This window comes from Sphingomonas sp. DMC8, assembly GCF_056314185.1.
Genome location: NZ_JBQUYV010000010.1, coordinates 36966 through 50322, shown reverse-complemented (window position 1 = coordinate 50322; position 13357 = coordinate 36966). Strand labels below are relative to the sequence as shown.

Annotated in this window: 12 protein-coding genes; 7 read left to right on the top strand and 5 right to left on the bottom strand. The window is 65.9% G+C overall.

What is annotated here, in order from left to right:
* Nucleotides 1–25 precede the first annotated feature (25 nt).
* Nucleotides 26–1210: a dual-specificity RNA methyltransferase RlmN gene (gene rlmN / locus ACT53K_RS17755; protein ID WP_476230171.1), complete on the bottom strand. Its 1185-nt coding sequence runs from the start codon at nt 1208–1210 to the stop codon at nt 26–28.
* A 215-nt stretch (nt 1211–1425) separates the two neighbouring features.
* Here rlmN and ACT53K_RS17750 point away from each other — a divergent pair, with 215 nt between their 5' ends.
* Both ACT53K_RS17750 and ACT53K_RS17745 read left to right on the top strand, forming a co-directional pair.
* Nucleotides 1426–1881, top strand: coding sequence for a DUF4168 domain-containing protein (locus ACT53K_RS17750; protein ID WP_476230073.1), 456 nt, complete (start codon nt 1426–1428; stop codon nt 1879–1881).
* A 166-nt stretch (nt 1882–2047) separates the two neighbouring features.
* The gene (locus ACT53K_RS17745) at nt 2048–3130 is read left to right on the top strand and encodes a Ca2+-dependent phosphoinositide-specific phospholipase C (protein WP_476230071.1); all 1083 of its coding nucleotides are present in this window, start codon (nt 2048–2050) and stop codon (nt 3128–3130) included.
* A 4-nt stretch (nt 3131–3134) separates the two neighbouring features.
* Here ACT53K_RS17745 and ACT53K_RS17740 read toward each other — a convergent pair whose 3' ends face one another.
* The gene (locus ACT53K_RS17740) at nt 3135–3602 is read right to left on the bottom strand and encodes a hypothetical protein (RefSeq protein ID WP_476230070.1); all 468 of its coding nucleotides are present in this window, start codon (nt 3600–3602) and stop codon (nt 3135–3137) included.
* Nucleotides 3599–4246, bottom strand: a complete 648-nt coding sequence (locus ACT53K_RS17735; RefSeq protein WP_476230069.1) for a histidine phosphatase family protein — start codon at nt 4244–4246, stop codon at nt 3599–3601. Before ACT53K_RS17735 ends, ACT53K_RS17740 begins: the two co-directional genes overlap by 4 nt.
* Before the next feature lie 287 nt (nt 4247–4533).
* Between ACT53K_RS17735 and ACT53K_RS17730 the strand changes: the two genes are divergently transcribed.
* The 3 genes from ACT53K_RS17730 (at nt 4534) to ACT53K_RS17720 (ending at nt 7237) form a co-directional block, all read left to right on the top strand.
* Nucleotides 4534–5145, top strand: coding sequence for an outer membrane protein (locus ACT53K_RS17730; protein ID WP_476230068.1), 612 nt, complete (start codon nt 4534–4536; stop codon nt 5143–5145).
* Nucleotides 5146–5292: 147 nt separating this feature from the next.
* Nucleotides 5293–6405 (top strand): DNA polymerase III subunit beta, encoded by a 1113-nt coding sequence (dnaN, locus tag ACT53K_RS17725; RefSeq protein ID WP_476230067.1) that lies wholly within the window; start codon nt 5293–5295, stop codon nt 6403–6405.
* Nucleotides 6406–6475: 70 nt separating this feature from the next.
* Nucleotides 6476–7237, top strand: coding sequence for a Coq4 family protein (locus ACT53K_RS17720; protein WP_476230066.1), 762 nt, complete (start codon nt 6476–6478; stop codon nt 7235–7237).
* A 78-nt stretch (nt 7238–7315) separates the two neighbouring features.
* Here the strand turns inward: ACT53K_RS17720 and ACT53K_RS17715 are convergent, their stop codons facing one another.
* Nucleotides 7316–8113, bottom strand: a complete 798-nt coding sequence (locus ACT53K_RS17715) for a hypothetical protein (protein ID WP_476230065.1) — start codon at nt 8111–8113, stop codon at nt 7316–7318.
* Between the two features lie 74 nt (nt 8114–8187).
* On the opposite strand from ACT53K_RS17715, the gene recF reads away from it, so the two are divergent.
* Complete coding sequence (gene recF / locus ACT53K_RS17710) at nt 8188–9255, top strand: DNA replication/repair protein RecF (protein ID WP_476230063.1); 1068 nt, start codon at nt 8188–8190, stop codon at nt 9253–9255.
* A 3-nt stretch (nt 9256–9258) separates the two neighbouring features.
* On the opposite strand, the gene ACT53K_RS17705 is transcribed toward recF, so the two are convergent.
* A complete protein-coding gene (locus ACT53K_RS17705; protein ID WP_476230062.1) occupies nt 9259–10674 on the bottom strand; it encodes a M20/M25/M40 family metallo-hydrolase in 1416 nt (471 codons plus the stop codon).
* 113 nt (nt 10675–10787) lie between these two features.
* Between ACT53K_RS17705 and gyrB the strand changes: the two genes are divergently transcribed.
* Nucleotides 10788–13283 (top strand): DNA topoisomerase (ATP-hydrolyzing) subunit B, encoded by a 2496-nt coding sequence (gene gyrB / locus ACT53K_RS17700; RefSeq protein WP_476230061.1) that lies wholly within the window; start codon nt 10788–10790, stop codon nt 13281–13283.
* Nucleotides 13284–13357 lie beyond the last annotated feature (74 nt).

Genomic DNA, 13357 nt, shown 5'->3' with positions numbered 1-13357 from the left:
CTGGCGGCGCGCATTTGCGCAGCTGTCAGCCTAACGCCGCGAACTTCTCGGCGGCCTCACGGTCGAGCTGGGCGCGGCTCTTTTTTTCTGCCGCAGTCTTCAGCTGGCCGCACGCTGCGTCGATGTCGCGCCCGCGCGGGGTGCGCACGGGTGCGGAAATGCCCGCCTCGAACACGATGTTGCTGAACGCCTTGATCCGTTCCGGGGTCGAGCATTCATAGGGCGCGCCCGGCCAGGGGTTGAAGGGAATCAGGTTCACCTTGGCCGGCAGCTTGTACTTGCGCAGCAGGCGGACGAGTTCGCGCGCATCCGCATCGCTGTCGTTCTTGTCCTTCAGCATCACATATTCGAACGTGATGCGCCGGGCATTGTTGGCGCCCGGATAGTCGGCACAGGCCTGCAGCAGTTCCTCGATGCCGTACTTCTTGTTGAGCGGCACGATCTCATCGCGCACGTCCTTGGTCACAGCGTGGAGCGACACCGCCAGATTGACGCCGATCTCCTCCCCCGCGCGTGCCATGATCGGCACCACGCCGGAGGTCGACAGAGTGATGCGCCGCTTCGACAGGGCGAGCCCGTCGCCGTCCATCACGATCTGCAGGCCGGCCTTCACCTCGTCGAAGTTGTAGAGCGGCTCGCCCATGCCCATCATAACGATGTTGGTGAGCAGCCGCCCTTCGGGCTGGCTCGGCCACTCTCCGAGCGCGTCGCGGGCCAGCATCACCTGGCCGACAATCTCGCCAGCGGTCAGGTTACGGACCAGCCGCATCGTGCCGGTATGGCAGAAGCGGCAGTTGAGCGTGCAGCCCACCTGGCTGGAAACGCACAGCGTGCCCCGATCGGCATCGGGGATGAACACCATCTCGTAATCCTGCCCATCCGGCGAGCGGAGCAGCCATTTGCGGGTGCCGTCGTTTGACACCTGCGCCTCCACCACTTCCGGCCGACCGATCACGAAGCGCTCGGCGAGCCAGGGGTGCTGCGCCTTGGCGATATCGGTCATCGCCGAAAATTCGGTAGCGCCGCGATTATAGATCCAGTGCCATAGCTGCTTGGCGCGCAGCTTGGCCTGTTTCGGCTCCATGCCGGCACCAGCAAGTACCTCGCGGATACCATCGCGGGAAAGACCGATCAGGTCGGTACGACCATCTTCGCGCACGGCGGGAGCACGCGGCACGGGCACGGGATCAATGTGCCCGGGGATGGGCATGGGGGCGGCCGACACTGTCTGCATCGCGCGCATGTAATCGAAGTGCGGCGCTTTTTCCAGCGTCGTCGCACGTCCGCGAGGATGGCTGCACGTTGACGTCATTTCGGGTCCACCCATCCCGCATCTGGCTCGACCCGCCGTGAATAGCCTTGGAGTCCCCAGAACCAGCACCCCATTTCTTCGTTTATACCCTGCACAACTGTTTGGAGTGGATCATGAAGTTCCCCTATTTGTTGATCGCGGCAGCCCCGTTTGCCATGGCACCGGCTGCCTTTGCCCAGACTGCGGCGCAGCAGACGACGCCGGCCCAGCACGCCCCTGCGGCAGCGGATCCGGGGCAGGCTGCGCCCGCTCAGGCTGCCCCGGCCCAACCGGCAGCCGCGGCGCAGCCGGCGACCAATGCCAGCGTGACGGACACGGAAGTGCGCCAATATGCAGCCGCGGCCCTCGCCGTGGACAAGATCCGCAAGGACACTTCGATTCCGGAGGCAGACAAGGCACCGAAGCTCGTTGCGGCCGTTCAGGCCAGCGGCATGGACGCGAACCGCTTCAACGCGATCAGCCAGGCGATGGCCAGCGATCAGGCGCTCAACAAGCGCATCCAGCAGGCTGCGGCGCAGCAGATGAACGCTACGCCTGCCACGACTCCGGCTTCCACGCCGTCGATGTAATCTCCCTACGGTCTCCGCGCGCCGCATCGCGGGGACCGGCTTCGCCCGGAGGCGATTCCCCGCGCCTCCGGGCGTTTTCTTGTCTTTGTCACACGGCTTGCATCAACGCGCCGCAGGAGCACGGCCTGACGAAGACAAGGGGATCGGGTCAATGCGGTGTTCTGGCGTGCGAATTATTCGGAACATGGTGCCGGTGGTGGCAGCGCTGGCGATGGCAGCGCCGGCAGTGGCGGGCGGCCCCGATGCCGACAAGGCGCTCGATTCGCTGCGGATCGATCAGGTGCAGATGCTAGGTTCGCACAACAGCTATCGCCCCTATCCGCTGCCCGCGACCGAGGCACGCATTCGCACGCTGGCGGCCAAGGAATGGGACGGCCTCGCCTATGGCCATCCGCCGCTGGAAAGCCAGCTTGCACTGGGCCTAAGGCAGCTTGAGATCGACGTAGCGCCCGATCCGCAGGGCGGCGCCTATGCCGCGCCCTATGCCGATGGCACCGCCGAGATAAAGGCCGAAATGGCCGCGCCCGGCGCCAAGGTGATCCACGTTCCCGGCATCGACTGGCAGACGCATTGCCGCACCTTCCGTAGCTGCCTTGGCATCTTCCGCCGCTGGTCCGATGCCCATCCGGGCCATTTGCCGGTCGTCCTCCTCGTCAATGCGAGCGACGTGCGCCCGATCCCGGGGCTGCGCACCACCGATCTGGGCTTTGACGCCGCCGCGCTCGACGGGCTCGATGCAGATATCGCCGCCGTCATGGGCCGCGACCGGGTGATCGCGCCGGACGATGTGCGCGGCACCTTGCCGACGCTGCGGGAGGCCGTGCTCGCGCATCGCTGGCCGACGATCGGCACGTCACGCGGCAAGTTCCTGTTCGTGCTCGATACCAGCGACGCCAATGAGGACCGCTATCGGGCCGGCCATGCCAGCCTTAAGGGCCGCATGATGTTCGGCTGGTATCCCGAAGAAGCACCCGAAGCGGCAGCGTTCAACATGCAGAATCCTGCCGCCGATGTGGCCGCCATCACGCGCCGCGTGCGCGCCGGTTTTCTGGTGCGCACCCGCGCCGATTCGGAAACGCGCGAAGCCCGTACCCATGATCTCAGCCGCCGCGATGCCGCAGTGAAGTCGGGCGCGCAGTTCATCAGCACCGACTATTATGAAGGCGCACCCGATCCGCTCGGCTTTGGCTTCACCGTCTCGATCGGGCAGTCGACCGTGCGCTGCAATGCGGTGACGGCGCGCTGCTGACGCGTCAGCGGCAGGCCAGCGTCGCAGCGTCGATGGCGCTGGCTGCGCCTTTGAGACTATAGCTATCGACAAAGGCCGCGCCGCTGGCGGCGACCGTCTCGACGCTCAGGCCGCGCCCGTCGCGCAGCGCCGAGACGATCGCCGCGTCGGTGCGGGCATCGGGAGCCCAGGCATCGACGGCGCCTGCCTGCAACTCGAATCGTCGTTCGCCGATCGACAGCGTCACCCGTGCATTGCCCGCGCGGGGCCGGCTGAGCCGGACATGGAGCTGTCCGCGCACCCGCATTTCGGGCCAGTTGGCGATGCTAATAAAGGCGTCACCGCGGCGCGCCCGGTCCACCGGCCGGGCGATCGCGAAGCAGCGGCGCGGCGCGGCGTCGCGAAACGCGCCCCAGCCGTCATAGATGCCGATCGTGCTGCGCCCCGCTTCCGGCGCGGACAGGGCGAGCAACAGCAGGGCCGCCAGGCTCATGCCGGTGCCCCGCCGGTCCCCGTGCCGCGATGCACCACCGTCTCCACACCCTGTTCGATCATCACGATCGAGCCCTGCGGCAGGTCCGGGGCCACCGGCGCGGCGAAGTGCGGCAGCGCATCAAGGCCGGTCATCACCCCGCGCAGGACGCGGCTCGACATGCCGTGCAGGATGACCAGCCGGTCGCCGGGATCGTCATGGGTGTCGGCCAGCCAGCCCGAAACGCGCGCGGCAATCGCATCATACCATTCGCCCCCTTCGGGCGGGCGGGTGTAGAGGCCGTGCTCGGTATCGAGAAATGGCCCGATCTCCTGCGCCAGATCGGCATAATAGCGGCCGCTCCACTGGCCCATGCCGATTTCCACCAGACGCGCATCGGTGCGGGCGCGGTGCCAGTCGAGCTCGAGATGTTCGGCAATGATCGCCAGTGTCTGCAGCGCCCGGCCGGCGGTCGACGACCACAAAGTCAGCGGCGGCTTCGGCCCGAGCAGCCCGCGCATCGCTGCCCCCATCGCATCGGCCTGGTCAAAACCGGCGCGGGTAAGCGGGGTATGGGGATGGTCGCCCTGCATCCGTCGGGCGGTATTGAACACGGTTTCGCCATGCCGCGCGATGAAGTCGCGCCCCTTTCGCGTGGATTGCATGCCCATTTCTCCCCTGTAACCCGCAGTAACGCAATGCCCCGTTTTCGCCCCGTTTCGTTCAGCGGGCGGACAGCGGCGTGGCGGCAACAGACATGCAGCTCGCAAGAACGGGCACCGAGGAAGTCAGGGAGCAGTCATGCCAGCCGGCGTGCGCCGGCAGCCGCCATGGTGGTGCCCCAGCGCAGCCGCGCCCTTCTATCCCCGGGAGAACGACCGAGACGTGTCGTCTGCGGTCGAACCAGACCGGCTCGCCCAAGGGGAGCCGGTCCGTACCAAGGAGTAGTTGTATGCGTACCAAGCTTATCGTCGCCACGCTGATCGGCTCGTCGGCCTTCGCCGCCCCGGCCTTTGCCCAACAGGACCAGAGCTTCGCAGGATCGCACGCCGAAGCGATCGTCGGGTGGGACCATGTGAAGGACAAGTCGTCGTTCAACGCCTCCACCGATGGCGTCACCTATGGCGGCAATATCGGCTATGACTTCCAGCGCGGCAACACCGTGTTCGGCGTGGAAGGCGAGGTGACCGGATCGAGCGCGCGCGACCATGCCAGCAACCTGATCAACAGCGGCGACACGCTCCGTGTTGCGGCCGACCGCGACCTTTATGTCGGCGGGCGGCTCGGCTTCGTCGCGGGTGGCCGCACGCTGATCTATGCCAAGGCCGGTTATACCAACGCCGCCTTCACCACCGACTATGCCTCGCCCAACACCAGCCCGGCGATTGCGCTGAGCCAGCGCAGCAACCTGGACGGCTGGCGGCTCGGCGCGGGCGTCGAGATGAAGATGACCGACAAGGTCTTCGTTAAGGCGGAATATCGCTATTCCAACTACGGATCGCAGGCCAACGGCGTCGACCCGGAGCGCCACCAGATCGTTACCGGCATCGGCATGCGCTTCTGATTTACCAAAACGCAAGCTAAGCACGTAAAGAAGGGCCGGAGCAGGCTTGCTCCGGTCCTTTTTCGCGTTAAGGATACAACTCGGCGAACTGCCACCGGCCGGGCGCGTCAGGTGGAATTAGGGCGGCGGCCCGGGGGTTTGAGGTACATGAAGGCGACGATCGAACGTGCAACTCTTCTGAGGGGCCTGAGCCACGTCCAGTCCGTGGTCGAACGGCGCAACACCATTCCCATCCTGTCGAACGTGCTGATCGACGCCCAGGGCGGCGGCACGCTGCGGCTGATGGCAACCGATCTCGATCTGCAGATCGACGAGACCATCCCGGCGGCGGTCGACCAGCCCGGCGCCACGACGGTTTCGGCGCACACCTTGTTCGACATCGTTCGCAAGCTGCCCGAGGGCGCGCAGGTCGAACTGACCGCAGCCGAAGGCAAGCTGACGGTCGTTGCCGGCCGCGCGCGCTTCCAGCTCGGCACGCTGCCGCGCGACGATTTCCCGATGATCGCGGAAGGCGAACTGCCCACCACTTTCGAACTGCCGGCGGAAACGCTGAAGCAGATCATCGACAAGACTCGCTTTGCGATCTCCACCGAAGAGACGCGCTATTATCTGAATGGCATCTTCTTCCATGTGAGCGACGAAGCCAGCCGCGTGCTGCGCGCCGCCGCTACCGACGGCCACCGCCTCGCGCGCGTGACGGTGCCGTGCCCGGATGGCGCCGAAGGCATGCCGGGCGTTATCGTGCCGCGCAAATGCGTCTCCGAATTGCGCAAGCTGCTCGATGAAGTCGACGGCTCGGTCGGTGTCTCGCTCTCGGCCTCGAAGATCCGCTTCGACCTGGGTCAGGCGATCCTCACCTCGAAGCTGATCGACGGCACCTTCCCCGATTACAGCCGGGTGATCCCGACCGCGAACGACAAGCTGCTCAAGCTCGATCCGAAGAGCTTCATGCAGGGTGTCGACCGCGTTTCGACCATCGCCACGGAAAAGACCCGCGCGGTGAAGATGGCGCTGGAACGCGACAAGATCATCCTGTCGGTCACCAGCCCGGAAAATGGCGCTGCGGCTGAAGAAGTTCCGGGCGAATATACCGCGCTGCCGTTCGAAATCGGCTTCAACAGCCGCTATCTGATGGACATTCTGGGCCAGATCGAAGGCGATCTGGTGGAAGTCCATCTCGCCGACGCAGCCGCGCCGACGCTGATTCGCGAGAATGACAGCGCGCCCGCGCTCTATGTGTTGATGCCGATGCGGGTGTGATTCGCGGGCCCAAGTTGATTTTGGCCATGGCGCATGCTATTTACACTGTTGTTAGCAACAGAGCAGACCCATGGCCACGCAACCTGTGCAATCGATCAACCCCGGCGTTCCGCTAAAGCGCGAATGGGGCACGGCGCTTTCGGCGCTGCGACGGCTTCTCGCCAATGGCGACGATACCGAGCAGGTATTCCGCATCATGCGCGCGCTGAACGGCGACGTGACGCAGCGCAATTATCGCCGGCTGCTCACCATTCCGGGCGGCGGCAAGCTTGCCTATCAACGACTGGAATTCGCGCAGAAGCTTGCCGATCGCAGCTGGATCGACAGTTTCGCACCGGGCACCGTGGGCGCCGCCTATCGCGACTTCCTCGATTCGACCGGCTTCTCGGCAGAGGGGCTGGTTGCGGTCAGCATGGTCGAAGGCGGGTTTCAGGGCATTGATGTCGAACATCCCTATGCCTGGATGGGCCGCCGCGAGCGCGACATTCACGACATCTGGCACACGCTGACCGGCTATCAGGCCAACGAACATCTCGGCGAACTGTGCCTGGTCGCCTTTTCCTATGCGCAGACGGGCGGGCTGGGCTGGGGCTTCATTGCACTGGGCGGCGCCCTCAAGACGCTGCGCGTGACCGGCCGGCTGGATTGCATCCGCGCGATTCGCGAAGGCTATCGCCACGGCAAGCGTGCCCGCTGGCTACACGGCGAAGATTATGAGGCGCTGTTGACCGAACCGCTCGACGCAGCCCGCCGCCGGCTGGGGATCAAGGAGCCGGTGCTGTATCGCGTGGCCCAGCAGCGGCTGGCCGAGGCGGGCATCTCGGCGATCTGAACCCATTCCAGAGCGGGCATAAAAAAGCGCCCGGACCATGTGGGTCCGGGCGCCTTTCTTTTGCGACTGGCGCAGCCGTTACTTGCCGGCGGGCGCAGCGGGCGCCGGGGAAGGCGCGACGGGCGCTGCCGGGGCATCGCCCATGGCGCCGCCAGCGGGCGCGCCCTTGGCGGCTTCGGCTGCTGCCTTGGCAGCCTGCTCGGCGATGCGCTTGCGGAATGCGGCGCGGTCGAGCAACTTCGGCAGCGCGAACTCGCTCGCCGCGATCGGGCCCTTCGCGACATCCTGCAGCGTCAGCGAATCGCCCAGGCTCAGCACCATGCCCTTGTCGAGCACGCTGCCCAGCGTCTTGTCCGCATTGCTGACGCCGGTGAACATCATCTGCGTGCGCGCATTGGCGAAGCGGGTCTGCAGGCCGAATGCCTTGCCGATCGGCGCATAGGTCGAATCCTGCGCAATCACGACGCGGACGCTCTCGCCATTGGCGCCACCCTTCGGACGGATCGCCCAGATATCGCCCTTCTGGTCGGCGACCTTCTCCTCGCCAACGTTCACGGCTTCATATTCCGGGTTGTTGGGCAGCGGCTGCGGTTTCTTGCCCTGCTCCTTGGCCATATCGGCCATGGCGCCGACGAAATCGTCCAGCTTGATGGCGAAGCGGTCAGTCGGATCGTTGACGACCAGATAATCGACACCGCCCTTGTGGAGCAGCGTCTGCTGGCCGGCTTCGAACTTGGCATCGCCATTGGCAGCAGCGCGCACGGTCATCGTTCCCCGGCCACCGCCGACGGAATAATGGGCGGTCATGTCCTGGGGCGCTTTGGAACAGGCCGCGACAACAAGCAGTGCGGCGGCAGTGACAATCTTGCGGATCATAGTTTCTATCCCCTTCTCGCCCTTCGTTGGACAAGCGGTGTTCGTGGGCCAGACGCTGCGCTACAGCCCTCACCATGGCCGTCAAGCGTCTCGTTCTCACTGATTTCCGGAATCACGCCGATGCCGTGCTCGCGCCGGGCGCCGACTTCGTCGTGCTGAGCGGCGAGAATGGCGCCGGCAAGACCAATATTCTCGAGGCCTTGTCGCTGCTCGCCCCCGGCCGGGGCCTGCGCGGCGCGCCGCTTGGCGAAATGGCGCGGCAGGGCGGCGCCGGCGGTTTCGGCATCGCCGCCATACTCGATACGGCCGAGATCGGCACGGGTGCGCGGGCCGATGCCCCCGAGCGGCGTATAGTACGGGTGAACGGCGCGACGGCGGCGGCAACCAGCCTGGCACAGTGGCTGGTCCTGCTGTGGCTGACACCGGCGATGGACCGGCTGTTTCTGGAGGCGCCGGGCGAGCGCCGCCGCTTTCTCGACCGGCTGACGCTGGCGCTGTCCCCCGGCCATGCGCACGAATCGACGCGGTACGAAGCGGCGATGCGCGAACGCAACCGGCTTCTGGCAGACGAACTGCCGCCCGATCCGGCGTGGCTTGATGCACTGGAAGCGCGGATGGCCGAACATGGCGCGGCGATCGACGCAGCCCGGCGAGACGCGGTTGCCGCACTCGGCGCGCGGCTGGCGGATCAGCCGCCCGGGCCCTTTGCCCGCGCCGAACTGGCGCTGGACGGCTGGAGCGGAGAGGCCGCGTCGCTCGCCGCGGCGCTGCGCGAAGGCCGGCGGCGCGATGCGGCGGCGGGGCGAACCCTCACCGGCCCCCACCGCGCCGACCTGGTTGTGACGCATCTCGACAAGCGCCAGCCGGCGCATCTCTGTTCGACCGGCGAGCAAAAGGCGCTGTTGCTCGGCATCGTGCTCGCCCATGCCGAGCTGGTGGCGGAGCGGGCCGGCCGCACGCCGATCCTGCTGCTCGACGAAGTCGCGGCGCATCTCGACCCCGGCCGGCGCGCGGCGCTGTTCGATCGGCTGGTAGGACGTGGACAGGTGTGGATGACCGGCACCGAGCCCGCGCTATTCGAGGCGGTGCCCGCCTCGGCCACCCGCTACCGCGTGGCCGATGGCAGGGTGGAGCAGGGCTGACCGTCAATCCTGCTGGGCGTAGGCCTTGACCAGATCGAACAGATAGTCCCGCCCGGTGTAGAGCGACCGGATTTCCACACGCTCGTTCAGCCCGTGGACCCCGTTGCCGTCGGGATCGCCCCAGGCGCCGGGGACGCCATAGGTGGGAATGCCCACTGCGGCGAGGAAGATGCCGTCGGTGGCACCGGTCGACATGGTCGGCACCAGCGGCACGCCGGGGAAATATTGTGCCACCAGCTTTTCGGCCGGGCCGATGATCTTCGGATCGAGCGCAGGCGGCTTGGCGAGCGGGCGCGTCGGCGGCACCGCGGTGATCGTCACCTTCGGATCGCCGATCGCGGCCGCCAGCGCGGCTTGCGTCTCTGCCACGCTGTGGCCGGGGAAGATGCGGCAATTGACGTTTGCGGCGGCGCGCTGGGGCAGCGCATTGTTGGCATGGCCGCCTTCCAGCAGTGTCGCCACGCAGGTCGTGCGCAACATCGAATGATAGCTGCGATCGGTGTTGAGCAGCGCTTCGGCCGCCTTGTCGTTCGGATTGGCGGCAATCGCGACCATGGCCTTGCCCATCGCATCGCCTCTCGCCGCGCCGGCCCTGGCGAAATAGGCGCGCGTGGTGTCGCTCAGTTCCAGCGGGAACTCGTAGCCGCGGATCTTCACCAGCGCGTCGGCGAGTTCGTAGATCGCGTTGTCCGGCACCGGAATCGAGCTGTGACCGCCGGGGTTGCTCGTCTCGAGCCGGAAATTCTGCACGGCCTTCTCGCCGACCTGCATGGTTTCGACCAGCACCTTGCCATGCCCGTCCGACTTGCCGCCGCCGCCTTCGTTGAGGGCAAATTCGGCATCGATCAGATCGCGCTTGTTGTTGGCCAGCCATTCGGCGCCGTTGAAGGCCCAGGTGGTCTCTTCGCCACAGGTCAGCGCCAGCTTGATGGTGCGCTTGCTCTTGTACCCGGTCTGCTGGAAACGGATCAGCGTGTCTGCCCAGATTGCCGCCATCGCCTTGTCGTCGACGGTGCCGCGGGCGTAATAATAGCCATTCTCCTCGACCAGCTTGAACGGATCGCGCGTCCAGTCCTCGCGTTTGGCGGCGACCACGTCGAGATGCGCGAGCAACAGGATCGGCTTCGCCTTTTTGGACGTGCCCGGATAGATCGCGACCAGCCCGCCGTCCTTCGGGTGTTCGGGCGTGGCGAACAGCGTGAGCTGCTCGTCCGTGAACCCTGCGGCCTTCAGCCGCGCGGCGATCTGCCCGGCGGCCTGGGTGCAGCTGCCGACATTCACCACCGTGTTGGTTTCGACCAGCTCCTTGTAGAGTTGGAAGAACTTCGCCTGATCCGGCCTGAGCGGTGCGGATTGTTGCGCGGCGGCAGGTGCGGCCGCGAGCAGCGCGGCGGCGGCAATGGAAGCGCGAAACTGCATCCTTTCCCCCTTGGATTGAAGATTGCCCTGCCCCGAATGGAGCATGGCGCGCGGCGAAAGGGAAGCGAACCATTTTGCTTCCGTTCTACCCCCCGAATCCCTATATCCTCGGCATGGCAGACACTCCGAAGACGAACGATCCCAACGCGAACGAATATGGCGCCGACTCGATCAAGGTCCTGAAGGGCCTGGATGCGGTCCGCAAACGGCCGGGCATGTATATCGGCGACACCGATGACGGCTCGGGCCTGCACCACATGGTCTTCGAAGTGTCGGACAACGCGATCGACGAGGCGCTCGCCGGGCATTGCGACCTGATCCAGATCACGCTCAACGCCGACGGCTCGGTTTCGGTCGAGGATAATGGCCGCGGCATCCCGACCGGTATCCACTCAGAAGAGGGCGTGTCCGCCGCCGAAGTGATCATGACCCAGCTCCACGCAGGCGGCAAGTTCGAGAACACGTCGGATTCGAACGCCTACAAGGTCTCGGGCGGCCTGCACGGCGTGGGTGTGTCGGTGGTGAACGCGCTCAGCGAATGGCTCGATCTCAACATCTGGCGCGACGGCGAGGAGCATTACATGCGCTTCCGCCACGGCGATGCCGAAGCACCCTTGAAGGTGATCGGCCCGGCGAACGGCAAGAAGGGCACGCGCGTGACCTTCCTCGCCAGCCCGGCGACCTTCAAGATCACGGAGTATGATTTCGACAAGCTCGAGCACCGCTACCGCGAGCTGGCCTTCCTCAATTCGGGCGTGCGCCTGATCCTGCGCGACGCGCGGCATGAGGAGGTGAAGGAAATCGAGCTGTTCTACGAGGGCGGCATCGCTGCTTTCGTGAAGTGGCTGGACCGCAACAAGGTCGCGCTGATGCCCGATCCGGTGGCGATCAGCGGTACCCGCGACGACGTGACGATCGACGTCGCGCTGGAGTGGAACGACAGCTATTACGAAAACGTCCTCTGCTTCACCAACAACATCCCGCAACGCGACGGCGGCACCCACCTGGCGGCGTTCCGCGCGGCGCTGACCCGCACACTTAACAGCTATGCGGAAAAGTCGGGCGCGCTGAAGAAGGAGAAGGTCTCGCTCACCGGCGACGACATGCGCGAGGGCCTGACCGCGATCGTCTCGGTCAAGCTGCCCGATCCGAAATTCTCGTCGCAGACCAAGGACAAGCTGGTCTCGTCCGAAGTCCGCCAGCCGCTCGAAAGCCTGATGGCCGACAAGCTGGCCGAGTGGCTGGAAGAAAACCCGGCGCATGCCCGCATGATCGTCCAGAAGGTGATCGATGCGGCGGCTGCGCGCGAGGCCGCCAAGCGCGCCCGCGAGCTCACCCGGCGCAAGGGCGTGATGGACATCGCCTCGCTCCCCGGCAAGCTCGCCGACTGTCAGGAGCGCGATCCCGCCAAGTCCGAACTGTTCCTGGTCGAGGGTGACTCGGCCGGCGGCTCCGCCAAACAAGGTCGCGATCGCCACTTTCAGGCGATCCTCCCCCTGCGCGGCAAGATCCTGAACGTCGAGCGCGCGCGTTTCGACCGGATGCTGAGCTCGAAGGAAATCGGCACGCTGATCCAGGCGATGGGCACCGGAATCGGCCGCGACGATTTCAACATCGAGAAGCTGCGCTACCACAAGATCGTCATCATGACCGACGCAGACGTGGACGGCGCGCATATCCGCACGCTGTTGCTGACCTTCTTCTACCGGCAAATGCCCGAGATCATCCAGAACGGGCACCTCTATATCGCCCAGCCGCCGCTCTATAAGGCGACCAAGGGCCGGTCCGAGGTGTACCTCAAGGACGACAACGCGCTCGATCAGTATCTGGTCGATGCCGGCGTCGGCGGCACCGTGCTCGATACGGCGCAGGGGCAGCGGAGCGGCGAGGATCTTCGCACGCTCGTCGAACATGCCCGCCGGATGCGCACCCTGATGCGCTATGTCCCGCGCCGCTATGATCCCTCGATCGTCGAGGCGCTGGCGCTGGGTGGCGCGCTCGACCCGGTGGCGACCCGCGAGCAGCGCGCCGCGCTGCTGACCAGCGTCGTCACCCGACTCGACGCGGCCGATACCGAGGCGCGGTGGAGCGCGCGCGTCACCGACGAAGGTGGTTATCATTTCGAACGACTGTGGCGCGGCGTGACTGACCACCACATCGTCGAAGCGAGCTTCCTTAGTTCCGCCGAGGCACGCAAGCTGCACGCGCTCGCCGCCGAACAGGCCGCCAGCTATCTCACGCCGTCCAAGCTGGTTTCCGCACGCGGCGCAGCTGCCGAAAGCGAGACGCCGGTTGCCGAGGAAGATGCGCCGGTCGCGGTCGGCAAGGGTGAAAGCCTGGTGTCGCGTCCGGCGCAGCTGCTCGACGCAATCCTGGCGTTCGGCCGCAAGGGCCTCGCGATCCAGCGCTACAAGGGTCTGGGCGAAATGAATGCGGAGCAACTGTGGGAAACCACGCTCGATCCGCAGAACCGCTCGATGCTGCAGGTTGCGATCGACCAGGCCGATGTCGCAGATGCGGTGTTCACCCAGCTGATGGGCGATGTGGTCGAACCGCGCCGCGAGTTCATTCAGGAAAATGCGCTGAGCGTCGCCAATCTCGACGTTTGAGGCTGTTCGGCCGGCGATCCGCGTCGCCGGCCGACTGCCCAGCTGAACAGATCAGTCTTCGCCATAGCAGTTTT